We start from the raw sequence: 25,155 nt of genomic DNA on the forward strand, positions 1-25,155 counted from the left end.
GAGCACCCATCCGCGCGCGAGCGCGTTCCCACCGGGGAGCCTGCAGCGATGTGTCTATGGCGCGACGCGCGGGTCGCCCAGGTCGATGGCCGCGATGCGTTCTTCGAACTCGCGCGACGACATGGCCTTGCCGAACAGGAAGCCCTGCATCTGGGAGCAGCCCGTCGAGGTGAGGAAGTCCGCCTGGTCCATGGTTTCGACGCCTTCGGCGAGCACGTGTTTGTTCATGCCCTTGCCCATGGCGACGATGGCGCCGACGATCGCGGCGCTGTCGGTGTCCCAGGCCACGTCGCGGATGAAGGCGCGGTCGATCTTGAGCGTGTCGATGGGGAAGTGCTTCAGGTAGGACAGGCTGCAGTAGCCGGTGCCGAAGTCGTCGAGGCTGAGCGACACGCCCAGCGACTTGATCCGGCGGAGCAGGTCCACGATGTGCTCGCCACCCTCCATCACCGTGCGCTCCGTGAGTTCGAGCTCCAGGAGCGTGGGATGCAGGCCCGTTTCCTCGAGGACCGCCTGCAGCGATTCGAAGAAGCGCGTGTGCTGGAATTGCAGTGCGGAGACGTTGACCGACACCGATAGCGGTCGATACAGGCGCGACCACCGCTCCGCCTGTCGGCATGCCTCGCGCAGCACCCATTCGCCGATGGGCACGATGAGGCCGCAGTCTTCCGCGACCGGGATGAAGTGCTCGGGCGTGTAGACGTCCTCGCCGTCGACCTGCCAGCGCAGCAGCGCTTCGGCGCCGACGATGCTGCCGATCTCGGTGTCGACCTTCGGCTGGAACTGCAGCGTGAGCTCGTTGCGCGCGAGGGCCTTGCGAAGATCCACCTCGACGCGTACGCGGGCGGTGTTGCGCTCGTTCATGGCCGGGTTGAAGAAGCGGTACCCGTTACGACCCTGCATCTTGGCTTCGTACATCGCGGTGTCGGCGTTGCGAAGCAGCGACTCGGCGTCCTGCGCATCGTCGGGAAACACGCTGATGCCGATGCTGAAACTGATGCTCAGTGCCGTGGCGTCGACACCGATCGCGGCACTGCACGCGGCCAGCACCTTGCCCGCGACGACGCTGGCGTCGGCCGCGGTGTCGATGTGCGGCAGAAGCACCACGAACTCGTCGCCACCGAGGCGGCTGACGGTGTCGTCGGCCCGCACGGCGGCGCGGATGCGTCGCGCGACTTCCTGAAGCAGGGCGTCGCCGGCGGCGTGACCCAGGCTGTCGTTGATCTGCTTGAAGTGGTCGACGTCGACGAAGAGCAGCGCGGCGCGCTGGTTGCGGCGCGCGGCGACGGAGACGGCGAACTCCATGCGGGAGGTGAGCAGGGCGCGGTTGGGCAGGCCGGTGAGCGTGTCGTGGTGCGCGAGGTGCGCCATCTTCAGCGCCAGCGCGCGCGTTTCGCTCACGTCGTGGAAGACGACCACGCCGCCCACCACGTTGCCGGCGTAATCGTGGATCGGCGCGGCGGAATCTTCGATGGGGCTGTCGAACCCGTTGCGATGCACGAGGATGGCGTCGGTCGCGAGGCCGACGATGCTGTTCTTGCCGATCGCGGCGATCAGTGGATTGGGCACCGGGCGCCGCGTGAGCGGATCGCGCAGCTGGAAGATGTCGTCCATCGGACGGCCCACGGCTTCATGGCTAGGCCAGCCCGTCATGGCTTCGGCGATGGGGTTGAGCGACGTGACGATGAGGTTCGGATCGGTGGTGATCACCGCGTCGCCGATGGATTTCAGCGTGACTTCGGCGAGCTCGCGCTCGCGGAAGAGGGCGTCCTCGAATGCCTTGCGCTCGCTGATGTCCTGCACCTGCGAGATGAAGTACAGCGGCTCGCCGCTCTCGTCGCGCACCAGCGAGGCGCTGAGCTGCGCATGCACGATGTGCCCGTCGCGATGGATGTAGCGTTTTTCCATGTGGAACGAGGGCCGCTCGCCCGAGAGGAGCTGGCCGACCAGCGCGAGATCGTCGGCCAGATCGTCGGGGTGCGTGATGTCCTGGAAGTCCAGGGACATCAGTTCGCTTTCGGTATAGCCGAGCATCGCGCAGAGCGAGTCGTTCACCTGCAGCCAGCGACCCTCGGGCAGCACCAGCGCCATGCCGATGGCCGCATAGCGGAACGCCTGCGCGAAGCGGCGCTCGCTTTCCTTCAGCTGCGTTTCGAGGGATTCGTTCGGGGATGGGGGAGAGGGGCGCAAGGGGGTCGCCGTTGAATGAAACGTCGACCCACTCTAAAGGCCCGAACGCCCCCCGTATATCGGACTATTCGTGTTTTTGCGGCTCAATGCAGCGCGGGAGCCGGCGCCGAAAGCGCGCCATCGGCATCGAGCAGGATGCGGCCAAGCGCATGCACTTCGCTGGCGGTGCCGTAGCTTCCGGCCAGCGCATCGAGCAGCGGGGCCAGCGCATCGGGGGCCAGCGGGTAGCCGTGGGCCAGCACCCGCGCCTTGCCGGGGATGGGCTGCGCCACCGTGATGGCGGCCATGCCGAGGCCGGCGGCTTCGTGGGCGTAGAGCACCGGTGCGGGCTGCGCCGGATCGGGGTCGGCGACCGGTTCCACGAGGAAGCCCACCGTGCCTGCGATGTCGCCTTCCAGGTGCAGCGGCACGTGGTGTGCCGCCAGCAAGGCCGCGTACTGGCGCAGTTCGAAGAGGGTGCCGGCAAGCTCGTGCGCCGGGTTGGTGCCCTTGTTGCCGGCACGCGCGAACCACTGTGCGATGGGCGGCACGCCGACGCGCCCTTCGAGGTAGCGCAACGGCAGGCCACGCGATCCCAGCGCGGTTTCTTCCTTGTATGGCGTGAGCAGCGCGGCCTCGAGCATCGTCCATAGCGGCGCGAGGTTCACGTGCTCGTACTGCACGCAGGTGAGGGCCATCAGGTCGTCGCGACTCAGGAAACGGGCGTGCTCCAGGCGCATGCCGAGGGTGCGCATCAGGAAATCCGCCGTCGCGGCGCCGGCTTCGCCGCGGCCCACCAGTTCCACCTCCATGCGTTCGGCCAGTTCGTCCGCCAGGTCGGCGGGGGCCAGCAGCATCCACGGGATCAGGCGCATCGGGCCGCCGGCATAGGCGGGGTCGGGCACGAGCGGCTGCGCGGGCATGCGACCCTCGTGCGTGCCGAAGGCGACGACACCGCCCGCCGTGGTGACGCGCGGAACCCGGCGGGCGAGCTCCTCGAGGGTGGCGAACACCGGGAAGCCCGGGCGCAGCAGTTCCACGCCGTCGAACAAGGCCCCCGCCACGGCGAGACGCGACGCCTCGACGCCGGGCAGCAGGGCCCGCAGATCGTCGGCGATCAGGCCCGCCAGGGTCTGCGCCTCGTCGCGGGTGAGCTCCAGCCGGTCGGGCGTCTCGCCCGCGGCCAGTTCCAGCGCCAGCACGGCGGGACGGGCGATCAGCGACTCGTTCACGGCAGGTATTTCCGAACGGCAAAGGAACGCGATTCTATCACCCGGGCACGGCGGGCTTTCGCCGGGAGGGGATGCGGGTTAGCCTTGCCGATACGCGTTCGTCGGCGATCGTCGGCGTCCGCGATGGCTTCGTCTTCGCATTTGGGCCCGCATGCGGGCAATCCTCCCGGTCTGGATCGTTCTTCAAGCATGGATAAGACGCAAAAGCGTGTGGGTGTGGTCGGCGGTGTCCGCATTCCCTTCTGCCGTAACAACAGTGCCTATGCCGACGTCGGCAATTTCGGCATGTCGGTGAAGGTACTCGGGGCCCTGGTCGAGAAATACGGTCTGCATGGCGTGGAACTGGGCGAGGTCGCCATGGGCGCCGTCATCCGCCATTCGTCCGACTGGAATCTCGCCCGCGAGGCGTTGCTGTCGTCGGGCCTCGCCCCGACCACGCCGGGCCTGACCACGGCGCGCGCCTGCGGCACCTCGCTCGACAACGCGATCCTCATCGCGAACAAGATCGCCGCGGGCCAGATCGACGCCGGCATCGCGGGCGGTTCCGATACCACCAGCGACGTGCCCATCGTCTATGGCCAGAAGCTGCGCAAGCGCCTGCTGGCGCTGAACCGCGCGAAGACGCTGAAGGAAAAATTCCAGGTCGCCACGCGCGGCTTCGCGCTCAAGGAGCTGAAGCCGTCGTTTCCCGGCGTGGCCGAGCCGCGTACGGGCAAGTCGATGGGCGATCACTGCGAGCTCATGGCGAAGGAGTGGAAGATCGGCCGCCTCGAGCAGGACGAACTCGCCCTCGCCAGCCACCGTAAGCTCGGCGCCGCGTACGAGGCCGGCTTCTTCGACGATCTCGTGGTGCCGTTCCGTGGCCTCAAGCGCGACGGCTTCCTCCGCGCCGATTCCACGATCGAAAAGCTGTCGTCGCTGAAGCCAGCGTTCGACAAGACCTCGGGGCAGGGCACGCTGACGGCCGGCAATTCCACCGGCCTTTCCGATGGCGCGGCGGCGGTGTTGCTGGCCAGCGACGAGTGGGCGGCCTCGCGCGGCCTATCCATCCAGGCGTACCTGACGCACGCGCAGGTCTCGGCGGTGGACTTCGTCCACGGCGAAGGCCTGCTGATGGCGCCCACGGTGGCGGTGCCGCGCATGCTGAAGCAGGCGGGCCTCACCCTTCAGGATTTCGACTTCTACGAGATCCACGAGGCCTTCGCCGCGCAGGTGCTCTGCACGCTGCGTGCATGGGAGAGCGACGATTATTGCCGCAACCGGCTGGGCCTCGACGGCCCGCTGGGATCGATCGATCCGGCGAAACTCAACGTCAACGGCTCCAGTCTCGCGTCGGGTCACCCGTTCGCGGCGACCGGCGCGCGCATCGTCGCCACGCTGGCGAAGATGCTCGAACAGAAGGGATCGGGCCGCGGCCTGATCTCGATCTGCACCGCAGGCGGCATGGGCGTCACGGCGATCCTCGAACGTCCCTGATTCTGATAGAGGGCGGCCTCGCCGCCGCCCGCGCAAGGCTATGCTCGCACTACGTACCAGTACCTCGCTCAGCGCCCTCGCCCTCGTGATCGGCGTCGCCGGCACCAGCTGGCTGACCGCGCTCACGTACGAGCGCGCGCCGATGACGCGGCGCCTCGCCGAGGTCACGCTGCCCACGGCCGCACCCGCCCTGGTGTCGAAAACCGTATCGCGCCTCGCGCCGTCGCCGGCCGTCGACGCGAAGGCCCCCGCGCGCGCACCGATGCGCGCCGTGCCGCGCGCCCCACGCCCCGTCGTCGCGGCCACGCCCGCGCCGGAACCGCTCGTGCCGGTGTACATGCCGTCGCCGCGCTATCCGATGTCCGCGCTGCGCGCGCGCCGCGAGGGCAAGGTGGTGCTGAGCGTCACGGTGACGCCCGGCGGCGATGTCACCAGCGTCACCGTTGGCCGCTCCAGCGGCGACGACGATCTCGATCGTGCCGCGCGCGAAGCCGTTCGGGAATGGCGTTTCGCGGCAGCCGACGATCGCCCGCAGCGATATACGGCGGATCTCCCGGTGAATTTCGAGCTGACTCAGCGTTATTGAGATCGTCGCGTTGGGAGGCGGCCTGATGGCGATGGTGCTTGTCGCGAGCACCCTTCGCCAGCAGGCTGGCTCCCACCGGAACGGCTTTACAGCAGGCTGGCTCCCATCGGAACGGCTTTACAGAATGCCTGCCGCCGACGAGCCGAAGGCCGTGATCATCCGCGTGTAGATCAGCTTCAGCGAGACATCCACCTCCGGGAAGTCGCCCACCGGCTCGTAGCATTCGAAGAAGCGCGGGTCGGTCCAGCGCATGGGGATGCAGCCGGGTTTGAGGTCGTAGCTGGTGGCGTAGCGGAACGGCCACAGGTCGAAGAACGGCAGTCGCTCGGACACGTCGCCGATGAAGTCGTTGACCGACGAGAGCACGGGAATCGTCTTCTGCCGCGGGCCGATCACCCAGGCGTTGCCCGGCTGCGTGTCCTGCATGATCGAGTCGCGCAGGCGGTCGGAGAAGCGCTTGTCGTAGACGATCACGCCCGATTCCGTGTTGTAGTGATCCGAGCGCGGATCGAAATTGTGCGTGCCGACCATCGCGAACGTGTCGTCCACGACGATGGACTTGGCGTGCAGCCCGAAGCGGACGCCGGCGGTGAGCAGAGGCGCGGGGCGACTGCGCGCGCCCCGGCCCGAACGGCTGCCGAAGCCGAGGAATCCGGTGGACTCCGACGGCGTGGCGGCCGCGGACGCGCGATTCGACCGACGCGAGCGCCCGCTGCCGCTGCCCTGGCGGATGCCATCGAGCGGCGGTGTCGCGACGGCGGCGGTCTGGCCCTCGAGCGCATCGGCATCGCCGTTGCTCGGGTGCGGCTTCATCTCGTAGATCTCGAAGCCGTAATCCATCAGGTAGCGTTTGCGATGCTTATACGACATCGCATACACCGCGAACGCGTCGGTCGAGGCGAGCGAGTTCGTCGAGACGACGACCCTCGGCGGATCCTGACGCTGGCGCAAGGTGCGGAATACCTTCTGCGCCGGTTTGCTCATCACGAGGTAAGGCGTCTGCAGCACGACCTCGGATTTCGCGTTGCGCACCAGGCCCATGATGTGGCGCGTCAGTGCGCGCACTTCGCGGCGCTTGGGCTCGTCGGTCTTGCCGGGCAGGTCCGACAGGTACTCCACGCGGTTGAGGCGCAGCGTGGCCTGCTGGAGATGCCCGGCGAGCCACGCGGGGTCGAGCGCGTCGGCGACCATGCGCTGGACGCGGTCGGGGTGCTCGTAGCGCGGCGGGTCCCAGTGCCGCGGGTCGTCGGTGTCGGCGAGCAGTTCGCGGTTGACGTCGCGCAGCTGCGTCAGCGGCACGGACCGCTTGTGGCCCCAGAACTGATTGAAACTGGCACCCATCTCCCGCGCGGCGGGGCCGCCGATCATCACGTCGCGGTCGACGTAATCGAAGGTGCCGTCCCAGTCGAAGTAGCGGTCCTCGTAGTTGCGCCCACCCGTGATGCCGATCAGGTCGTCCACCACCAGCAGCTTGTTGTGCATGCGCTGGTTGAACTTGTAGAAGCAGCAGAGGATGCCGGCCGCGAATTCCAGCGGCGGCGTCCGCGCGCTGTGGAACGTCGGGTTATAGAGGCGGATCTCCATGTGGTCGCTGGCGCGCGCGAGCCGCGCCAGCAGCCCCGGGTCGCGGAACGAAAAGAGCTGGTCGGCGAGGATGCGCACGCGCACACCGCGGCGCGCGGCGTGCACGAGTTCGTCGAGCACGAGTTTGCCGGCGTCGTCCTGCTCCCAGATGTAGGTCTGCACGTCGATCGTGCGTTGCGCCGCACGGATGAGGTTGATGCGGGCGCCCATCGCGCTCTCGCCATCTTCCAGCAGCGTGGCGACGTGGACCGGACGGGCGTCCGTAGAGGCGGCGTCGGCTTCCCGCGCGGCATCGGTGAGCACCGAGGGCGTGGCGCACCGGGTGCTATCGGACGGCGGGCAGCTGTCCTGGCGGTCGACCGTGAGCGTGACGACGGCGTCGGCCTTGCGGACCCGCTCCCGGGACAGCGAACAGCCGCCGCTGGCAAGCGTGGCGGCAAGGATGAGGAGCATGAGAAGGCGGCGCATGCCGGCGATGATAGGCGACGCACGCCAACGGCACGTGAGTCTGGGCCCCGTCAGGGATCCGTGAGCACGATCGCCATGCCAAGGCTGACGCGGTCGGCCAGCGCGCCGCGGCGGCCGCGCATCTCGAAGTCGGTGCGATCGATCATGCCGTGCAGCTGCAGGACGCACCCCGAAAGGCCATGGGTCGGGCAACGCGTCGGCTGCAGGCGGAAGCTCACGGGCTGGGTCACCCCGCGGATGGTCAGCTTGCCCGCGACGTTCCCGCCCTGGCCGAGCACTTCCAGCGCGGTGGGGTCCGACTCGAAATGGATGCGCGGATGATGCGTGACGTCGAAGAACTCGGGGGCGAGCACCCAGCGGCGCAGGCGGGCGGATTCCATGCGGATGCTGTCGGTGTCGATGTCCGCGCTGACCACCGCCGTCTGGGTCGACGGATCGATGGTCAGTTCACCGCGGATGCTCTCGAAGCTGCCGGTCACCGTGCTCACCCACAGCATGCGCACGCTGAATTCGGCGCGGGATCGCACCGGGTCGATGCGCAGGTCGGCGGCGGAGACGGGCGCCGCCGCCAGGAGCACGACGAACGCCGACAGCAGGTGGCGCATGGGGAAACTCAGTTCGGTGGCGACCAGAAGGTCTCGAGTTTGGCCGTGCCGGGTTCGAGTTTTCCCGGGAAGCTGAGTCGGGCCATGGCGCCCGGCGGCATGCCGCGGTAGTCCTCGGAGCGACCTTCGACGAGGAAGGCTACCAGTTGTTCGATGCCGGGATTGTGACCGACGAGGACGACGTTCTCGGCGTCTTCCTGCTTGTCGAGCAGGTCGAAGAGATCGCCGACCGTGGCGTCGTAGATGCTGTCGTCGTAGTTGGGTTCGACCTGCCCCAGGGCCAGGGCGGCCGTCTCGCGGGTGCGCGTGGCGGGCGAACAGAGCACGCGGTCGTAGCGGATGTGGTGCTCGGCCAGCCATTCGCCCGCGGCGCGGGCCTCGTTGCGGCCGTGTTCGGTGAGCTGTCGCTCGCGATCGTCCTTGCCTTCGTGGCCTTGCGGCGTCGCTTCCGCATGGCGCAACAGGATGAGCTCTCGCATGGGTGTCGCCCTCCTCAATGCCACCGACGTGGCGTGACTGCCGACGCGTCACCTTAGGCTCAGGTGTTGCGCTTGATCCAGCGCAGCAGTTTCGCCCAGTCGTCCTGGTGCCCGCGTACATGTTCCGAGTTGTAGTCGAAGATGCCCTTACCGAGCGCCGTGAGCAAGACGTACGCTTGCGAGTCGCGAAGTTCCGCGACCACCGGAAACGGCGCGCGCTCGCCCAGCTCCGCGATGGCGGCCTGGCTGGCGTTGGTCCAGGGCTTGAGCCGGTTGCCCACGAGGGCGACGGGGAGCTTGCCGCGTTTCACGCGACCGATGCCTTTGAGCACCGTCAGGAAGTCGAGCGTCGCGTCGAGATCGAAGTGCGACGGCAGCACGGGGACGATGACCACGTCCGCCTTTTCGAGGTAAGGCTCGAGGTCTTTTTCGTCGACCCCCGCCGGCGTGTCCACGATGACCCGCTGCACATCGCCCGGAAGGCGGTCGAAGGCGCGGCGGCTTCCCTCGACGGCGGTGATGGCGGGCGCGTTCTCCGGGCGTCGCTGCACCCAGCGGAGGCTGGAGTGCTGCCGGTCGGCATCGATGATGGCCGTGTGCTTGCCGGCATGCGCCCAATGCGTCGCCAGCTGCGTGACGACCGTCGTCTTGCCACAACCACCCTTGCTGCTTGCTACGAGCGTCGTGAGCATTCGCGAGCACCTGCCATGGGAGGCCTCCTAGCCTACACATCCCCCGGCGGTGCTCCAAGGCGTCGTCAGAAGATCTTCGTGCGGACCTTCGGCATCACGACGATGATCAGGGTGGCGATCGGCCCGAGGAAGAGCGAAAGGAACCACCAGAGCAGGCCGCTGCGGTTCTTGCCTTGGGCAAGACCGGCGTTGATCAGCGAGAGGGTGCCCCAGCCGACGAAGAAACCAGCGGAACCGCTGGAGATTTGGGCAAATTGATCCACGATAAGCTCCTGTTCTGTCGCAGGATTGAGTCATACGGTCGGTCGTGTGTCTGCCCGGTTCCCCCCGCACGGACACCGATAGTAGCAATCTGACGCAAGCGGGGCCCGGATCGGAGCAGCTTCCGTTCATGGTCTGGCCGTATCCTTGACGTTTTACTCTACGGAGATGGCCCATGCGGGGACGCCGCGTCGCGACAATGGCCTTTGCGGCCCTGCTTTCACTGCCTGCCCTTGCCGCCACGCCCTGGCCGGGCGCCGCGAAGGGCGCCGCCAAGGGGCCGGTCGCGCAGAAGGATCAGAGCAAATCGCTGCTTCAGTTCCAGAAGGACCTGGCCAGCGTGCTGGCGCTGCGCACCGAGGCGGAGCCCCTGCTCGCGGCGGCGCTGCTTGCCCGGCCCCTGTCCGGCCAGCCCGAGACGCTGACCTACCATTCGCTGCTGGAGCGCGCCTCGCGTAACGCCGACGCGGGTCCGCAGGTGGCCTGGGCGCAGCTCGCCGATTGCGACGCCAAGGCCGGCAACTGCCCGAATCCCGAGGCCGTCGCCGCCCTGCAGACGAAGGCGCCGGATAACGCCGCGGTGTGGTTGCTCAAGCTGGGTGTCGACGGGCACGCCGGTTCGCAGGACGCGGTGCGGCAGGATCTTTCGAAAGCGGCCAACGCGAAGCTCTACGACGATTACCTGGGTGCCAGCCTCAAGGCGCTCGCCAACCACGTCAGCCAGCTGCCGCCGCCGCCCGATACCTTCAACGCCCTGCAGGGATCCGGCGCGGCGGGCGTGCAGATGGTGCTGGTCTTTGGCCTTGCCAGCGCGCAGCCGATGCCGGGCTTCCAGCTCACCGCGAAGTACTGCGACGACAACAAGTCGGACGCCTCGGTCGTGGCCGACTGCCTGAAACTCGCCAAGGTGCTCGAATGGGGCAGCAGCCCGCTGGGCCGCTCGCTCGGCCTGCATCTGCGGGAGACGCTGTCGGCGGATGCGTCGGAGCAACAGGCCGCGAAGAACGCGCGGCTCAACCTGATCTGGCAGATGCAGCAGTTCGCGCGCCTGAACGTGCAGGCCCAGGGCGACAAGGCCACCGCACAGAAGCTGCTGGCTCTCGCCCGCAGCGGTGGCACCGAGATGAGCGTGATCCTCGCCTCGCTGCGGGCCTATGGTTTCCCGCCGGAGGCCCCGGCCGGCTGGGAGCCGGCGAAGGTCGAGCAATAAAATAAAAAAAAGGGGGAGCCAGCAAGCTGGCTCCCCCTTTGATTCGGGCGGCTTACTCGCCCAGCTGCTCGCGCATGAATTCCGGCTGCGCCAGCGCGCCCTTGTGCACGTCGGCGTTGTAGTACTTCGTGGCGAAGTTCTTGCTGATGGCGCCGCGCTCGCGGAAGCCCGAGAGATCGCCGTCCTTGCGTGCCATCGTGCAGCTCCACCAGCCGGTGGGGTAGCACGGCTGCGGGAACGGCAGCGTGCGCACGGCCTTGAAGCCGGAGGTGCGCATGGCCGAACGCATGGCCTTGATGAGCTCGATGTGCGCCAGCGGCGACTCCGACTGCTGCACCAGGATGCCGCCGTGACGCAGCGCCTTGTAGCAGCTGGTGTAGAACGCGGCGTTGAAGAGGCCTTCCGCCGGACCGACCGGATCGGTGGAGTCGACGATGATGAGGTCGATGGACTCCGGCTCGGCCTCGGCCATGTACTTGATGCCGTCGATGAACAGGAGCTCGGCGCGCGGGTCGTTGTTCGAATCGCACAGTTCCGGGAAGTACTGCTCGGCGAGGCGGGTGACGCGCTCGTCGATCTCGACCTGCGTGGCCTTTTCGACTTCTTCGTGCTTGAGCACTTCGCGCAGCGTGCCGCAGTCGCCGCCGCCGATGATCACCACACGCTTGGCGCGCGCATGCGTGAACAGCGCGGGGTGGGTCATCATCTCGTGGTACAGGAAGTTGTCGCGGCTGGTGAGCATGACGCAGCCGTCGATGACCATGAGGTTGCCCCAGTCGGTCGTCTGGTAGATCTCGATCGTCTGGAAGGGGGTCTTCTCGGCGTGCAACAGGCGCTCGACGCGGAAACCGATGGAAGAGCCGGAGGCCTGGTGGGCTTCGGTGAACCAGCTGAGCTGCTGCTGCGACATGGCGCTTTCCTGAAACGGGTAGGGGGCTAAACGGTAGATTGTACCGGCTCCGGGCCGGAATGCGCCCAAGTCCTTGCCCTGCCTGAGGTGCAGGCTCTTTCCTACACGGAACCCGACGTTACCCGCATGTCACGAGCCGCCGCTACAATAGGCGGTCTGCCGACCGGCGCCCCCGGTCGCAGGCATACGTCTGGTCGGCCCCGCGGCGTGCGAGGCTCCCGGCCGCCAGGCCCGCTTCAGGTCAAAGTTCGCCGCTGCGACTGTTCCGCGCCCCCGCAAGGGGACACGACACAATCCCTATGGAGATCGTCACCCCCATGACGAACTGGACCACCGATCGCGCGAAGCTCACCTACGCGATTCCCCACTGGAGCAACGGCTACGTCGACGTGGCCGGCAACGGCCATCTGACGATCCGCCCCCGCGGCAACGGCGGCCCGACCCTCGACCTGCCGACGCTGGTCGATCAGGCCACGGCCGAAGGCCTGCGCCTGCCGTTGCTCATTCGTTTTCCCGACATCCTCGCCGACCGTCTGGCCCGCCTGCAGCAGGCGTTCGCCAAGGCGATCGACGACGCCGACTACGCGGGCTCGTACACGGCGATCTACCCGATCAAGGTGAACCAGCAGCGCGGGGTCGTCAGCGAGCTGGTCGCCGCGGGCGAGCATGGCTTCGGCCTCGAGGCGGGTTCCAAGCCCGAGCTGATGGCGGTGCTGGCCCATGCGCGTCCCGGCAGCATGGTCGTGTGCAACGGCTACAAGGACCGGGAATACGTCCGCCTCGCGCTCATCGGCCTGAAGCTCGGCCTGCGCGTGCACATCGTCATCGAGAAGCTCTCCGAACTCGACCACGTGTTCGCCGAGGCGAAGGCCCTCGGCGTGGAGCCGCTGCTCGGCGTGCGCGTGCGCCTGGCCTCGATCGGCGCGGGCAAGTGGCAGAACACCGGCGGCGACAAGGGCAAGTTCGGCCTCAGCCCCGGCCAGGTGCTCGAGCTGATCGAACGTCTCGAGGGCGCCGGTCTCAAGCACACGCTGAAGCTGCAGCACTTCCACATGGGCTCGCAGATCTCCAACGTGCGCGACATCGCCGCGGGCATGCGCGAGGCCGTGCGCTACTTCATCGAACTGCATCGCCTCGGCGTGCCGATCGAGGTCGTCGACGTGGGCGGCGGTCTGGGCGTGGATTACGAAGGTACGCGCTCGCGCAGCTACAACTCGATCAACTACAGCCTGGGCCAGTACGCCGCCAGCATCGTGCAGCCGCTGGCCGAAGCCGTGGCCGAGCACGGCATGAAGGCGCCGGTCATCTTCACCGAGTCGGGCCGTGCGATGACCGCGCACCACGCGGTGATGGTCGTGAACGTGAGCGAAGTCGAGCCCGTGCCGCAGGGCGCGATCCCGGCCGAGCGCAGCGGCGAGCCCGCCGTGCTGCGCCATCTTCGCGAAACGCACGCGGAGCTCGATCACCGCCCCGCGCTGGAACTCTTCCACGAGGCCCAGCACCACTTCGCCGAAGGCCAGGCGCTGTATGCGCTGGGCCAGCTCGACCTGCGCGATCGTGCCCGTCTCGACGAGCTGTTCTACGCCATCGCCAACGCGGTGCGTCCGCGCCTGCTGCCCGCCGAGCGCGCGCATCGCCAGGCGCTCGACGATCTCGACGAGAAGCTGGTCGACAAGTACTTCGTCAACTTCTCCGTCTTCGAGTCGGTGCCCGACATCTGGGCGATCGACCAGATCTTCCCGATCGTGCCGATCTCGCGTCTGGACGAAGAACCGACCCGCCGCGGCGTCATCGCGGACCTCACCTGCGACTCCGACGGCCGCATCGACCACTACGTCGATGCCGAAGGCGTCGACGTGAGCCTGCCGCTGCACGCCCTGAAGGACGACGAGTCGTATCGCCTCGGCATCTTCATGGTCGGCGCATACCAGGAAACCCTGGGCGACATCCACAACCTGTTCGGCGACACCGACGCCGTGAACGTGCGTGCCACGGACGACGGCTACGAGTTCGCGCACATCCGTCGCGGCGACACGACGGACCTGATGCTCGATTACGTCGGCTACGACCTGAAGGCCCTGCGCCAGTCCTACGCGGATCGTCTCGACGCCGCCGGCATCGTCGGCGCGGAAGCAGAGGCGCTCGCGGCATCGCTCGACAAGGGCCTCACGGGCTACACCTACCTCGCGGAAACCGCGGGACGCTGACCGGACGGCGCGGCGCCCATCGCGCCGCGCCGCACCTTCCCCACTTTCAGGCACGACCATGACACTCAAGGCAGCATTCATCGGACTCGGCGCGATGGGCGCGCCCATGGCCGGCCATCTCCATACGAAGGGACTGCTGGCCGCCGTGGCCAACCGGTCGCAGGCCAAGGCCGACGCGCTCGCCGCCGAACTCGGCGTCGCCGCGCCGTCGCTGGCGGACATCGCCGCCTCGTGCGACGTCATCGCGCTCTGCGTCAGCGCGGACGCCGACGTCATCGGCGTGGTCGAGGCGCTCGTCCCCACGCTGAAGCAGGGCGCCATCGTCATCGACCACTCCACGGTCGCGCCCGCCACGGCGACGAAGGCGGCGCGGATGATCGCCGAAGCCGGCGGCGCGTTCCTCGACGCGCCCGTATCCGGCGGCGTCGAAGGCGCGAAGAACGGCAAGCTCTCGGTGATGGTCGGCGGCGACGCCGACGTGCTCGAGCGCGCCCGCCCGGCGCTCGAGGCGTACGGTGCACGCATCACGCACATGGGCAAGGTCGGCAGCGGTCAGGCCACGAAGGCGGTGAATCAGGTGCTGGTCGCCGGCATCGCTCACGCCGTCACGGAAGGCCTCGCGCTGGGTGAAGCGCTGGGACTCGACGCCGATCGCCTGATCCCGACGCTCGCCGCGGGCGCTGCCGGCAACTGGTTCCTGGACAAGCGCGGCGCGACGATGCTGCGCAACGAGTTCTCGGTGGGCTTCAAGCTGGCGCTGCTGCACAAGGACCTGGGCATCGTGCGCGGCATCGCGACCGAGGCCGGTACCGACCGCACGATCATCGAGCAGTCGCTCGCCGACTTCTCCGAACTGATGTCGCAGGGCTACGGCGACGACGACATCTCGGCGCTGATCCGGCTGAAGCGTCCTTCCTGATCGAAAGCCGATGGGGCCTGATCGCCTGGCCCGTCCGTCGCATCGCGGTGGATTCCGGTCCGCACCGGGTTGACGGTGAGGCGGTCATGGATGCCGACGAAAAAAAAGCCACCGCGAGGTGGCTTTTTCTTTATGTGCTGGCGAGGGAACTCAGCTGCCTTCTTTCAGCGCGATCGCGCTGATGCCCGCCGACTGCAATCGTTGCTTCGTGCTTTCGAGATCTGTGGCCGACTTGAAGGGGCCGAGGCGCACGCGGTTGTAGGTCTGTGCGCCGACCTTCACCGACTGCACGTTGGCCACGAAGCCCTGGAGGGCGAGCTTGGCTTTCAGGGCTTCGGCGTCGGCGGCGCTCGGGAAGGCGCCGACCTGCAACAGATAACCGGCGCTGCCGGACGCGGCGGCGGGCGCTGCCTGCGCGGGCGTGGCGGTGACGGTCTGCGTCGTCGCCTTCGGCAGGTTGGCCGCGGCGGCCGCGGTGGCCTGCGCCTGCTGCTGCGCGGCGGCGGCCTGCTGCTGCGCCTGTGCCTGCTGCTGCGCGGCCTGCTGTTGCTGCTGCTTCTGCTGTGCCTCGGCGCTCGCCTGCGCGCGGATCTCGGCGTCGGGGATGCGGACTTCCTTCTCCGACAGCACCGAGTAGAAATCGTACGACGGCTTCTTCGGCTTCTCGGCCTCGGCCTGCTCCACCACGCCCGGGTCGCTGCCCTTCTGCGCCGTGGCCTGCGGGTTCGGCTCGGGGCCCTGATGCTGGCGCATCATCGGCATCCAGGTACCGCGCATCGCGAAGGCCATCAGCAGGGCGCCGGCGAGGATGCCGATCAGTGCCCAGCTCCAGCCCGGCATGCCGCTCGACCCGTTGCGGACGGCCTGACGGCCCTTGCCCTTCTTGCGTGTTGCCATTTACATGCTCTCCGGGGCCGAAATGCCCAGCAGATCCAGACCGTTCTTCAGCACCTGCTGCGTGGCCGCGACCAGCGCAAGGCGGGCGTCGCGCAGATCGGCGTCGTCGACGATCCACTTATGCTCGTGATAGTAGCTGTGCAGTGCGCCCGCGAGTTCGCGCAGGTACTGGGCGATCAGGTGCGGTTCCAGATTGGCGGCGGCCGACTCCACCATTTCCGGATAGCGCGACAGCTCCACCATCAGCACCGACTCGTGCTCGGTGTCGAGACGGGCGAGGTTCGCGATGCCATTGCCGCGGTCCGTCGCCAGGCCGCGATCGGCCAGTTCGCGGAACACGCGGCAGGCGCGGGCATGGGCGTACTGGATGTAGTAAACCGGGTTGTCGTTGCTCTGCGAACGAGCGAGGTCGATGTCGAACACCAGCTGCGAATCGGCCTTGCGCGCGATGAGGAAGTAGCGCGTGGCGTCGCGGCCGGCTTCGTCGATCAGGTCGCGCAGCGTGACGTAGGAGCCCGCGCGCTTCGAGATCTTCACTTCCTCGCCGCCGCGCATCACCGTCACCATCTGGTGCAGCACGTATTCGGGCCAGTGCTTTGGAATGCCGGTGTCCAGCGCCTGCAGGCCGGCCTTCACACGGGCGAGCGAGCCGTGGTGATCGGAACCGAGCTCGGTGATCGCGCGTTCGTAGCCGCGCTGCCACTTGGTGCGGTGGTAGGCGACGTCGGGAAGGAAATACGTATAGGTGCCGTCGGACTTGCGCATCACGCGGTCCTTGTCGTCACCGAAATCCGTGGAGCGGAGCCAGAGCGCGCCGCCTTCCTCGTACGTGTGGCCGTGGGCGACCAGTTCGCGCACCGTCTCGTCCACCTTGCCTTCGCTGTAGAGCGACGATTCGAGGTAGTAGACGTCGAAGCCGACCCCGAAGGCCTTGAGGTCGAGGTCCTGCTCGTGGCGCAGCGACGCGACCGCGAAGCGGCGCACGTCGTCCAGGTTGTCGACATCGCCGCTGGCGGTGACCGTCTCGCCATCGGCCTCGACGGATTCGCGAGCCAGGAAGGCGCGCGCCACATCGGCAATGTAGTCGCCGCGGTAGCCCGACTCCGGCCAGCCGGCCTCGTCGGGCGCGATGCCGCGGGCGCGGGCCTGCGTGGAAAGCGCCAGGTTGGCGATCTGCACGCCCGCGTCGTTGTAATAGAACTCGCGGAAGACCTTCCAGCCGGCGGCGTCGAGCAGGCGCGCCAGGCTGTCGCCGATGGCGGCGGCGCGGCCGTGGCCGACGTGCAGCGGGCCCGTCGGGTTCGCCGAGACGAACTCGACGCCCGCGGTGCGGCCTGCGCCGTCGCGGTTGCGGCCGTAGCGGTCGGTCTCGGCCAGGGCGCGCTCGATTTCCGCGTGGAAGGCGGCGGGTGCGAGGAAGAAATTGATGAATCCGGGGCCGGCGATCTCGACCTTGCCCACCTGCGCGGAGACCGGCATGGCCTCGACGAGGTCAGTCGCGATGTCCCGCGGCTTACGGCCGGCGGCCTTCGCCATCATCATCGCGGCGTTGGTCGCGAAGTCGCCGTGCTCGCGGCTTCGCGTGCGCTCGATCACGAACTCGGGGGCCACGAAGTCGGACGGCAGTTTGCCGGACTCCCGCAGCGCGCCGATGGCCTGCAGGACGAGTTGTTTCAGCTCTTGTTTCACGGGATGGGCGAGGCGGATATGGAACCGGCAATCCTATCAGATGGGGCCACAGGGTCGTCCGATCGGCCCGGCCCTGCATGCCGCAGCCTGTGGATAAGTCTGTGGGCAATACCGCGCGGGGGCGGTCGGAATCGGTGGGTACGCTCCATGACACGGGGCTGCAATATCCAAAGCATAGCTAAATCAGCTACTTGCTATCGTGACCTGTGCCGGGACAACAAGTGTGACGCCCAAGTGCGAAATGGGCGTCGTGTGCATAACTCGCGCCGCGATCCCGCTTCACCTGCCGGTACGCCCGTCACGGCGCTGTCATCGCCCGTCGTCACAATTCGATCCGTGCCCGGTGTCTCCCCGGCCCAAAGGCACGACGGGTCGCCCCACCCCTCCCTCGAAAGGTGGCCCCCCAGGACGGCGCGAGCGGCACTCGCGCCGTCTTTTTTTTGGCCGAGGCCTATCGGCGCCCGGCCAGACCAAGCATGCCTCGCTCGGCCATCGAGACGGGCTCGCCCTGGCCGACCACGATGTGGTCGAGGACCCGGATGTCCATCAGCGCCAGGGCGTCGACGAGGATCTGCGTGATTTCACGATCGGCCCGGCTGGGCTCGGCGACACCCGAGGGGTGATTGTGGGCGAGGATGACGGCACTCGCATGGTGGCGCAGGCACGCCCGCACCACTTCCCGCGGGTACACGCTGGCGCCGTCGATGGTGCCGCGGAAGAGCTCCTCGTAGGCGAGCACCCGGTGGCGGGTGTCGAGGAACAGGCAGGCGAAGACCTCGTGGGGCAGGTGGCACAGGCGCGCCTTGAGGTATTGCGCGCTGTCGCGGGGACTCTGGATGCGCGGCAACTCGGCGAGCCCCTCGCCCAGCGCCCGCCGTGCCAGCTCGAGGGTGGCGATGAGGCGCGCGCGCTTCACGGGCCCCACGCCGGCGACGGGGGCGAGCTGGTCCGGGTCGGCGAGCAACCGCCCGAGGCTGCCCGCGCTCGCCAGCAGGGCGCGGCCCGTCGCCACGGCGTCGCAGCCGACGCTGCCGTTGCCGAGAAGCACCGCGAGCAGTTCGGCATCCGATAACGCGCTCGCGCCGTGCGTATAGAGGCGTTCGCGGGGCCGTTCGTTGGCCGACCACTGGCGGATCGGCGGCTGGCGGTACGTGAGGGTGGATAGGCAGGCGTCGCTCACGGTGGGCGGCGTGGTCGCGTCGGATGTCATGGGGTTTCCCTTCCTGTGAGAACCGCACGGGCATGGCGGCACGACGTACAAGGTAGGGTTGCGAAGTCCGCGTGGCGATAGAACGAATCGGAAAAATCGGTCGGACAGCGTCAGGATCGAAATCCGTTAAGCTAACGTGCCTTCCAATCGCGCCGTCACGTCATGACCCTTCGCCAGCGTCGCATCCTGATTGGCGTTACCGGGGGTATCGCCGCTTACAAGATCTGCGAGCTCGTGCGCCGCCTGCGCGATCTCGAGGCCGAGGTGCGCGTCGTGATGACCGAGGGTGCGACGCATTTCGTCACGCCCACCACGTTCCAGGCCCTGTCCGGTCAACCCGTGCGCGTCAGCCTGTGGGACGAACAGGGCGAAGCCGCGATGGGCCACATCGAGCTCGCCCGCTGGGCCGAGCGCGTGCTTGTCGCACCGGCCAGCGCCGATACCATCGCGCGGCTGGCTCACGGGCACGCCGACGATCTGCTGACCACCGTGGTGCTGGCGACCGCCGCGCCCGTGTACGTCGCTCCGGCGATGAACCAGCAGATGTGGGCGAATCTCGCGGTGCAGGCCAACGTCGGCACGCTGCGCGTGCGGGGCATCGGCGTGCTCGGGCCCGCCGACGGCGATCAGGCCTGCGGCGATATCGGCTCCGGCCGCATGCTCGAGCCGCACGAGCTGCGCGACATCCTCGTGGCTTCGTTCGGCGAGCAGCCACTGCGGGGGCGACACGTCGTCGTCAGCGCCGGCCCCACCTATGAAGATATCGACCCGGTGCGCTTTATCGGCAACCGGAGTTCCGGTCGCATGGGTTTCGCGGTGGCCGCCGCGGCGCGCGACGCGGGCGCCGCGGTGACGCTCGTCGCCGGACCGGTGTCGCTGCCGACGCCCGCGGGCATCGTTCGCGTGGACGTGCGCAGCGCGCGCCAGATGCACGACGCCGTCGTCGCCGCCTGCACGGGCGCCGACATCTATATCGGCGCCGCGGCCGTGGGCGACTACCGCCCCGTCGTGGCCGCCGATCACAAGCTCAAGAAAGCGGACGGCGCGCCGTTGCACCTCGAGCTCACGGAAAACCCCGACATCATCGCCTCGCTCGCGGCAGGCGAGACGCGCCCGTTCCTCGTGGGCTTCGCGGCGGAGACGCGCGAGCTCGCCGGCTACGCCCAGGCCAAGCTTCAGCGCAAGGGCATCGACATGATCGCGGCGAACGACGTCGCGGGGGGCAAGGGCTTCGAAGTGGCCGACAACGCGCTGCACGTGTACTGGCACGGCGGCGACGCGGCGCTGGCCGAAGCGCCCAAGACCGAGATCGCCCGTCGCCTCGTCGCGCTCGTCGCCGACCAATTCCTTTCCGGCTCCGGACACGCACCTTGATCGACATCGAACTGAAGATCCTCGACGCTCGCCTCGGCGAGTCGATCCCGCTGCCGGAGCCCGCCACGGCGGGCAGCGCGGGCATGGACCTGCGCGCGGCCGTCGAGGCCCCGGTGACGCTGGCGCCCGGCGAGAGCCTGCTGGTGCCGACGGGGCTGGCCATTCACATCGGCGATCCGGCATGGTGCGCGCTGATCGTTCCGCGGTCCGGCCTCGGCCACAAGCAGGGGCTGGTGATGGGCAACCTGGTCGGCGTCATCGACGCGGACTACCAGGGTCCGCTCATGATTTCATGCTGGAATCGCGGAAGCGCGACGATCGCCATCGCACCGGGCGACCGGATTGCGCAATTATTGCTCGTGCCCGTGGGGCGGGCGCGGCTGCGGGTGGTGGAGGGGTTCACGCCATCCCAGCGGGGAGAGGGAGGTTTCGGCTCGACGGGTGTGGGTTGATTCTGCCGGGGACGAAAAGGGGCGACATGGCAAGGAACGAGGGAGGCACGGGGCGCATGCCCCGAGTGGATCTGCGGCGATTGCTGCCCCTGGCGGGCGCGACGTTGCTACTGGTGGCCGGCGCTTTCTGCGCGTGGCAGACCTGGCTGATCGCGGACGAGGGTAGCGCCGCCGAGCGCACCCATGCCGCGCAGCGGGAAACGGTCAAGGAACTGAGCGCCCTGATCGCGGCCAAGCGCGAGGCGCTGCATCGCGTGCTCGCGGCGGGCGATCTGAACAGCTCGGTCGACGATCATGCGGCGACGGCGGCGCGTTTGCGGACGACGTTGCAGGGCGTTCGCGTGGTCGAGGTCTACAGCGGCGGCCTCGACGAGGTGGTACGCGCCAACTACCGCGAGTTCGGCTACGCCAAGGCGGCGCAGCTGCTGGCGGCCCTCGGCGGCACCGGGCTGCCGCCCGCGTCCACGTCGCTGCAAGGCGGCGAACGCCGGCTGTCGGTCGTGGAGCCCGTGATGGGCGATGGCATGGTCCGGGCATGGGTCTGGCTCGAGTACCCGTTCGACGACATCGCCGCGCGTTTCGCGGCGGCCTCGCCTGGCGGCGGCCGTCTCGAACTGCGCCAGGGCGACGGCGCGGACAGCCTGCGCCTGCTCGACAACGGGTCGCGCTCGGCCGACCTCGAGGATGAAGGCCAGCGTGTGGAAGGCACCGCGCTCTTCGTGTTCGCGGCCATGCCGAAAGCCTTCATCGTGATACCCCACTCCGAAGCACTCGGCGCGATGCTGACGCTCATCGGCCTCGCCGGTGGAGTTCTCCTCCTGTGGAGCATGCGCCGCCGGCCGGCGACGCTGGAGCCGGCGAGGGAGCCGGAAGCGGACATGCTCGTGGCGGACGTGGTGCGCAAACCGCGTCTTCCACCCGTGCCCGCGGACGAATCGTCCGCGTCGGCCGCGGCACCCGTCGTCGCACCGCCCCCGGCCGCCGCGCTCGATCCGGCGATCTTCCGGGCTTACGACATCCGTGGCGTGGCGGGCAAGACGCTCACGCGCGACGTGGCGCATCGCATCGGACAGGCGATCGGCGCACGCATGATCGAACGCGATCTCCGCGAAATCGTCGTGGGCCGCGACGGGCGACTGTCGGGCCCCGAACTCGCGGGCGCGCTCATGGACGGCCTTCGGGCCGCCGGCATCGACGTGATCGACCTGGGCATGGTGCCGACGCCGGTGGCCTATTTCGCCGCGTACCACTTCGGCACCGGTTGCGCGGTATCGGTGACGGGCAGCCACAACCCCGCCGACCACAACGGGTTCAAGATCGTGATCGGCGGCGAGACCCTGGCCGAGGACGCCATCGCGGACCTGCACCGTCGCATCGCCGAGGGCCGCCTGCCGGCCGACGGCCACGGTAGCTGGCGCGAGCAGGACGCGATCGAGGCCTACGTCTCGCGCATCGCGGGCGATGTGTCGGCGGAGCGCCGGCTCAAGGTCGTCGTGGACGCGGGCAACGGCGTCGCGGGCGCGGTGGCGCCGCGCGTGCTCGAGGACATCGGCTGCGAAGTGATCCCGCTGTATTGCGATGTGGACGGCCACTTCCCGAACCATCACCCCGATCCGTCGGACCCGCATAACCTCGCGGACCTGATCGCGGCGGTGCACACGATCGGCGCGGACCTGGGCGTCGCGTTCGACGGCGACGGCGATCGCCTCGGCGTGGTGACGCAGGCCGGCGAGATCATCTGGCCGGACCGGCTGCTGATGCTGTTCGCGCAGGACGTGCTCACGCGCAACCCGGGCGCGACGATCCTCTACGACGTCAAATGCACGGGACACCTGCGGACCGTGATCCAGCAGGCCGCGGGCGTGCCGCTCATGTGGCGCACGGGGCACTCGCTGATGAAGGGCAAGATGCGCGAAACGGGCGCGGCGCTCGCCGGCGAGATGAGCGGCCACTTCTTCTTCGCGGACAACAACCGCTGGTATGGCTTCGACGACGGCATCTACGCCGCCGCGCGTCTTCTGGAAATCGTGGCGGGCGACCTCGAAGAACGCACCGTCACCGAGCTCTTCGACAGCCTGCCGAAGAGCGTGTCGACGCCCGAGCTACGCCTGCCCATGGAAGAGGGCGCGCAGTTCCGCTTCATGGACGCGTTCCGCGCATCGGCCACCTTCGACGACGCGCGCGTGGTCACCATCGATGGCGTTCGCGTCGACTGGCCCGACGGCTTCGGCCTCGTGCGGGCATCCAATACCTCGCCCGCGCTGATCTTCCGCTTCGATGCCGACTCCGCGAAATCGCTCGAGAGGATCAAGCAGGCGTTCCGCCAGCGCTTGCTGGCGGTGGACAAGGGGCTCGTGCTTCCGTTCTGATCCTGCCCGGAGGCCGGGTCAGGGGCGACTGGCGGCGTCGGCCGCCTTCAGCTCGCGATAGTGGCGAAGCTGGCTGTCCGTGCTGGCGCGCGCGGCTTCCTTCGCGGCCATCTGGCGCTGCAGCGTCGCGCGAAGGTTGGACACCGTCGTGCGCTGCTCCGCGATACGGTCGTTGAGTGTCTTCGGCACCGGCTGCTTCGCGCGCTCCAGATCGCCGGCGCGGGCGAGCAGATCGGCCAGTGCTTTTTCCTGACCCTGCAGGTTGATCCGCGTGGTGCGCGCGGCCTGCTCGAAGTTGTCGAGCTCGGCGTTCTTGGCGGCGGAGAAGGCCGCTTCGTCCGGATAGGCGTTGAGCATCTGCGCGTCTTCGCGCTGGCGCTGCTGCTGGGCCTGCAGCGCCGCGGCCTGCTGGTCGGCCACCTTGCGCGCGGCCGCGCGCTCGTCGGCCGTGAGCTGACGCTCGACGTGCCGGACGACCATGCCCTGGGCGTTGACGACGTCGTAGCCGGCCTTCATGGCTTCCGGCGACAGGCTGTCGCTGAAGTACGAGTGCCCGGACGCGTCCCTCCAGCGGTACCGGAAGGCATTGTTATTGGTCGTGTTCTGGGCGAGCGCGACCGTGCCGATGCACAAGGCCGCCCCCGCCAGGATGTAACGCGCTGCTCGCATGGATAACCCCCTATCGTGTCCGGAGTATAGCCAGCGCGGATGGGACTGTTGCGCGCGACCGGCAAGGCGCGCCGATCGCGTGACGCAGTCGCCGTTTCAGCCCTTCACGCCGTACTGCTCGCGATAGGCGACGAGGCGGCCATGCTCGGCGGCGAGCTCCGGGCGCTCGCCCGCATAGGCGAGCACGTCGGCCAGGCTGGCGATGGCGATCACCGGAATGCCGAACTGCGCCGCGACTTCCTGCGCCGCCGACAGCTCGCCCTGGCCGCGTTCCTGCCGGTCGAGCGCGATCAGCACGCCGGCCGGTTCGGCGCCCTGGGCGCGGATGAGCTCGAGCGACTCGCGCACCGCCGTGCCGGCGGTCATCACGTCGTCGACGATCAGCACGCGGCCGCGCAGCGGAGCACCGACCAGCATGCCGCCTTCGCCGTGATCCTTGGCTTCCTTGCGGTTGTAGGCCCAGGGCACGTCACGGTCCTGCGTATCGGCCAGCGCGATCGCCGTGGCGGCCGCGAGGGCGATGCCCTTGTAGGCCGGGCCGAACAGCATGTCGAAGGGGACGCCGGAACGCACGGCCGCTTCGGCATAGGAGCGGCCAAGGCGGGCGAGGGCCGCGCCCGAGTCGATCCGGCCCATGTTGAAGAAATACGGGCTGCTGCGGCCGGACTTCAGCGTGAACTCGCCGAAGCGGAGGACGTCGCGGGCGAGCGTGAGTTCGATGAATTCGCGTTGGTAGTCGTGCACGGGCGCTGTCTCGGGAAAGGCGAATGGGGAACGCGGCGGGAGCCGCCAGCGGCCCATGGTACAGCCGTGCGCGTCGCCGGTCAGAGCCCGGGACGCGGGCGGGGTTATCATGGCCAGATTGTCGAACGCCTCATCAAAGGTCCCATGCGCATCATTTCGCTGAACGCCAACGGCATTCGTTCCGCCGCCACCAAGGGTGTGTTCGAGTGGCTTCGCAAGCAGGACGCCGACGTCGTCTGCCTGCAGGAAACCAAGGCGCAGGAGGCGCAGCTGACCGACCCGATGTTCCGTCCAGACGGTCATCACTGCTTCTATCACGATGCCCGGAGCAAGAAGGGCTACAGCGGCGTGGCGATCTACTCGAAGCGAGAACCGGACGAGGTGCGCGTGTCGCTCGGACGCGAGGACTTCGACTGCGAAGGCCGCTACATCGAGGCGCGCTACGGCAACCTCAGCGTCGTGTCGTTCTACATCCCTTCCGGTTCGTCGGGCGACGAGCGGCAGCAGTACAAGTTCCGCGTGATGGAATGGCTGACGCCGATCTTCCGCGAGTGGGCCGCCAGCGGGCGCGACTACGTGCTCTGCGGCGACTGGAACATCGTGCATACCAGGAACGACATCAAGAACTGGACGTCGAACCAGAAGAACTCGGGTTGTCTGCCCGAAGAACGCGCGTGGCTCGACCTTCTCTTCAAGGAGATCGGCTGGGTCGACAGTTTCCGTGCCCTCAGGCCCGACGCCGTCGAATACACGTGGTGGTCCAACCGCGGACAGGCGCGCGCGAACAACGTGGGTTGGCGCATCGACTACCAGATCGTGACCCCGGGCCTGCGCGATCGCCTGCGCGACTGCTCGATCTATCGCGACGAGCGGTTCTCCGACCATGCGCCGTTCACGGTCGACTATGCCGACTGATCCGGTCGCGGCGCCCCGCAAGCCATCGGTCTGGCGGG

General features: G+C 68.3%; 22 protein-coding genes. 9 read left to right on the top strand and 13 right to left on the bottom strand.

What is annotated here, in order from left to right; genetic code table 11:
* Positions 1 to 54: 54 nt before the first annotated feature.
* Positions 55 to 2,190 carry a putative bifunctional diguanylate cyclase/phosphodiesterase gene (locus tag BMX32_RS19015; RefSeq protein ID WP_280140824.1) on the bottom strand — a complete coding sequence of 712 codons (2,136 nt, stop codon included), beginning with the start codon at positions 2,188 to 2,190 and terminating at the stop codon, positions 55 to 57.
* 83 nt (positions 2,191 to 2,273) lie between these two features.
* Entirely contained in the window at positions 2,274 to 3,401 is a 1,128-nt protein-coding gene (locus BMX32_RS08200; RefSeq protein WP_089976721.1) for a hypothetical protein, read from the bottom strand.
* Between the two features lie 189 nt (positions 3,402 to 3,590).
* Here BMX32_RS08200 and BMX32_RS08205 point away from each other — a divergent pair, with 189 nt between their 5' ends.
* Entirely contained in the window at positions 3,591 to 4,877 is a 1,287-nt protein-coding gene (locus tag BMX32_RS08205) for an acetyl-CoA C-acetyltransferase (protein ID WP_029213340.1), read from the top strand.
* 40 nt (positions 4,878 to 4,917) lie between these two features.
* Positions 4,918 to 5,463, top strand: a complete 546-nt coding sequence (locus tag BMX32_RS08210; protein ID WP_089976724.1) for an energy transducer TonB — start codon at positions 4,918 to 4,920, stop codon at positions 5,461 to 5,463.
* Positions 5,464 to 5,580: 117 nt separating this feature from the next.
* Here the strand turns inward: BMX32_RS08210 and BMX32_RS08215 are convergent, their stop codons facing one another.
* The 5 genes from BMX32_RS08215 to BMX32_RS08235 form a co-directional block, all read right to left on the bottom strand.
* Positions 5,581 to 7,515: a phospholipase D-like domain-containing protein gene (locus BMX32_RS08215; RefSeq protein WP_170843595.1), complete on the bottom strand. Its 1,935-nt coding sequence runs from the start codon at positions 7,513 to 7,515 to the stop codon at positions 5,581 to 5,583.
* A gap of 50 nt (positions 7,516 to 7,565) precedes the next feature.
* On the bottom strand, positions 7,566 to 8,120 hold the full coding sequence (locus tag BMX32_RS08220; protein WP_029213343.1) for a YceI family protein: 555 nt from the start codon (positions 8,118 to 8,120) through the stop codon (positions 7,566 to 7,568).
* A gap of 8 nt (positions 8,121 to 8,128) precedes the next feature.
* On the bottom strand, positions 8,129 to 8,599 hold the full coding sequence (locus tag BMX32_RS08225; RefSeq protein ID WP_089976726.1) for a SixA phosphatase family protein: 471 nt from the start codon (positions 8,597 to 8,599) through the stop codon (positions 8,129 to 8,131).
* Between the two features lie 59 nt (positions 8,600 to 8,658).
* Positions 8,659 to 9,291, bottom strand: coding sequence for a ParA family protein (locus BMX32_RS08230; RefSeq protein ID WP_029213345.1), 633 nt, complete (start codon positions 9,289 to 9,291; stop codon positions 8,659 to 8,661).
* 65 nt (positions 9,292 to 9,356) lie between these two features.
* Positions 9,357 to 9,554, bottom strand: a complete 198-nt coding sequence (locus BMX32_RS08235; RefSeq protein WP_029213346.1) for a hypothetical protein — start codon at positions 9,552 to 9,554, stop codon at positions 9,357 to 9,359.
* Positions 9,555 to 9,727: 173 nt separating this feature from the next.
* On the opposite strand from BMX32_RS08235, the gene BMX32_RS08240 reads away from it, so the two are divergent.
* Positions 9,728 to 10,762: a hypothetical protein gene (locus tag BMX32_RS08240; protein WP_089976729.1), complete on the top strand. Its 1,035-nt coding sequence runs from the start codon at positions 9,728 to 9,730 to the stop codon at positions 10,760 to 10,762.
* A 52-nt stretch (positions 10,763 to 10,814) separates the two neighbouring features.
* Here BMX32_RS08240 and speE read toward each other — a convergent pair whose 3' ends face one another.
* Positions 10,815 to 11,672 (bottom strand): polyamine aminopropyltransferase, encoded by an 858-nt coding sequence (gene speE / locus BMX32_RS08245; protein ID WP_029213348.1) that lies wholly within the window; start codon positions 11,670 to 11,672, stop codon positions 10,815 to 10,817.
* 317 nt (positions 11,673 to 11,989) lie between these two features.
* Here speE and speA point away from each other — a divergent pair, with 317 nt between their 5' ends.
* Both speA and BMX32_RS08255 read left to right on the top strand, forming a co-directional pair.
* Positions 11,990 to 13,879 (top strand): arginine decarboxylase, encoded by a 1,890-nt coding sequence (gene speA, locus BMX32_RS08250; protein WP_029213349.1) that lies wholly within the window; start codon positions 11,990 to 11,992, stop codon positions 13,877 to 13,879.
* Between the two features lie 58 nt (positions 13,880 to 13,937).
* Positions 13,938 to 14,798: an NAD(P)-dependent oxidoreductase gene (locus BMX32_RS08255; protein WP_089976732.1), complete on the top strand. Its 861-nt coding sequence runs from the start codon at positions 13,938 to 13,940 to the stop codon at positions 14,796 to 14,798.
* 150 nt (positions 14,799 to 14,948) lie between these two features.
* Here BMX32_RS08255 and BMX32_RS08260 read toward each other — a convergent pair whose 3' ends face one another.
* The 3 genes from BMX32_RS08260 to radC form a co-directional block, all read right to left on the bottom strand.
* Positions 14,949 to 15,695, bottom strand: coding sequence for an SPOR domain-containing protein (locus BMX32_RS08260; protein WP_029213352.1), 747 nt, complete (start codon positions 15,693 to 15,695; stop codon positions 14,949 to 14,951).
* The gene (gene argS / locus BMX32_RS08265) at positions 15,696 to 17,384 is read right to left on the bottom strand and encodes an arginine--tRNA ligase (protein WP_089976733.1); all 1,689 of its coding nucleotides are present in this window, start codon (positions 17,382 to 17,384) and stop codon (positions 15,696 to 15,698) included.
* A gap of 451 nt (positions 17,385 to 17,835) precedes the next feature.
* Positions 17,836 to 18,594, bottom strand: a complete 759-nt coding sequence (radC, locus tag BMX32_RS08270) for a RadC family protein (RefSeq protein ID WP_089976736.1) — start codon at positions 18,592 to 18,594, stop codon at positions 17,836 to 17,838.
* A 162-nt stretch (positions 18,595 to 18,756) separates the two neighbouring features.
* Between radC and coaBC the strand changes: the two genes are divergently transcribed.
* From coaBC to BMX32_RS08285, 3 genes are read left to right on the top strand one after another with little or no spacing between them, the layout of a single operon-like run.
* The gene (gene coaBC, locus BMX32_RS08275) at positions 18,757 to 19,968 is read left to right on the top strand and encodes a bifunctional phosphopantothenoylcysteine decarboxylase/phosphopantothenate--cysteine ligase CoaBC (protein WP_029213355.1); all 1,212 of its coding nucleotides are present in this window, start codon (positions 18,757 to 18,759) and stop codon (positions 19,966 to 19,968) included.
* Complete coding sequence (dut, locus tag BMX32_RS08280) at positions 19,965 to 20,420, top strand: dUTP diphosphatase (protein WP_029213356.1); 456 nt, start codon at positions 19,965 to 19,967, stop codon at positions 20,418 to 20,420. The genes coaBC and dut overlap by 4 nt, the downstream gene beginning before the upstream one ends.
* 56 nt (positions 20,421 to 20,476) lie before the next feature.
* Positions 20,477 to 22,789, top strand: coding sequence for a phosphomannomutase/phosphoglucomutase (locus BMX32_RS08285; RefSeq protein ID WP_244511459.1), 2,313 nt, complete (start codon positions 20,477 to 20,479; stop codon positions 22,787 to 22,789).
* 18 nt (positions 22,790 to 22,807) lie between these two features.
* On the opposite strand, the gene BMX32_RS08290 is transcribed toward BMX32_RS08285, so the two are convergent.
* Positions 22,808 to 23,458, bottom strand: coding sequence for a hypothetical protein (locus BMX32_RS08290; RefSeq protein WP_029213358.1), 651 nt, complete (start codon positions 23,456 to 23,458; stop codon positions 22,808 to 22,810).
* A 96-nt stretch (positions 23,459 to 23,554) separates the two neighbouring features.
* Positions 23,555 to 24,202, bottom strand: a complete 648-nt coding sequence (pyrE, locus tag BMX32_RS08295; protein WP_029213359.1) for an orotate phosphoribosyltransferase — start codon at positions 24,200 to 24,202, stop codon at positions 23,555 to 23,557.
* A gap of 144 nt (positions 24,203 to 24,346) precedes the next feature.
* Between pyrE and BMX32_RS08300 the strand changes: the two genes are divergently transcribed.
* The gene (locus BMX32_RS08300) at positions 24,347 to 25,117 is read left to right on the top strand and encodes an exodeoxyribonuclease III (RefSeq protein ID WP_029213360.1); all 771 of its coding nucleotides are present in this window, start codon (positions 24,347 to 24,349) and stop codon (positions 25,115 to 25,117) included.
* The last annotated feature ends 38 nt before the right edge of the window (positions 25,118 to 25,155 follow it).

It is taken from the genome of Luteibacter sp. UNCMF331Sha3.1 (assembly GCF_900109915.1).
In the GTDB taxonomy this organism is placed as follows: domain Bacteria; phylum Pseudomonadota; class Gammaproteobacteria; order Xanthomonadales; family Rhodanobacteraceae; genus Luteibacter.

Excerpts from the sequence above, each read along its gene's own strand:
- BMX32_RS08205 (WP_029213340.1), top strand. The coding sequence starts at position 3,591 with ATGGATAAGACGCAAAAGCGTGTGGGTGTGGTCGGCGGTGTCCGCATT.
- BMX32_RS08210 (WP_089976724.1), top strand. The coding sequence starts at position 4,918 with ATGCTCGCACTACGTACCAGTACCTCGCTCAGCGCCCTCGCCCTCGTG.
- BMX32_RS08215 (WP_170843595.1), bottom strand. The coding sequence starts at position 7,515 with ATGCGCCGCCTTCTCATGCTCCTCATCCTTGCCGCCACGCTTGCCAGC.
- BMX32_RS08220 (WP_029213343.1), bottom strand. The coding sequence starts at position 8,120 with ATGCGCCACCTGCTGTCGGCGTTCGTCGTGCTCCTGGCGGCGGCGCCC.
- BMX32_RS08225 (WP_089976726.1), bottom strand. The coding sequence starts at position 8,599 with ATGCGAGAGCTCATCCTGTTGCGCCATGCGGAAGCGACGCCGCAAGGC.
- BMX32_RS08230 (WP_029213345.1), bottom strand. The coding sequence starts at position 9,291 with ATGCTCACGACGCTCGTAGCAAGCAGCAAGGGTGGTTGTGGCAAGACG.
- BMX32_RS08240 (WP_089976729.1), top strand. The coding sequence starts at position 9,728 with ATGCGGGGACGCCGCGTCGCGACAATGGCCTTTGCGGCCCTGCTTTCA.
- speE (WP_029213348.1), bottom strand. The coding sequence starts at position 11,672 with ATGTCGCAGCAGCAGCTCAGCTGGTTCACCGAAGCCCACCAGGCCTCC.
- speA (WP_029213349.1), top strand. The coding sequence starts at position 11,990 with ATGACGAACTGGACCACCGATCGCGCGAAGCTCACCTACGCGATTCCC.
- BMX32_RS08255 (WP_089976732.1), top strand. The coding sequence starts at position 13,938 with ATGACACTCAAGGCAGCATTCATCGGACTCGGCGCGATGGGCGCGCCC.
- BMX32_RS08260 (WP_029213352.1), bottom strand. The coding sequence starts at position 15,695 with ATGGCAACACGCAAGAAGGGCAAGGGCCGTCAGGCCGTCCGCAACGGG.
- radC (WP_089976736.1), bottom strand. The coding sequence starts at position 18,594 with ATGACATCCGACGCGACCACGCCGCCCACCGTGAGCGACGCCTGCCTA.
- coaBC (WP_029213355.1), top strand. The coding sequence starts at position 18,757 with ATGACCCTTCGCCAGCGTCGCATCCTGATTGGCGTTACCGGGGGTATC.
- BMX32_RS08285 (WP_244511459.1), top strand. The coding sequence starts at position 20,477 with ATGCCCCGAGTGGATCTGCGGCGATTGCTGCCCCTGGCGGGCGCGACG.
- BMX32_RS08290 (WP_029213358.1), bottom strand. The coding sequence starts at position 23,458 with ATGCGAGCAGCGCGTTACATCCTGGCGGGGGCGGCCTTGTGCATCGGC.
- BMX32_RS08300 (WP_029213360.1), top strand. The coding sequence starts at position 24,347 with ATGCGCATCATTTCGCTGAACGCCAACGGCATTCGTTCCGCCGCCACC.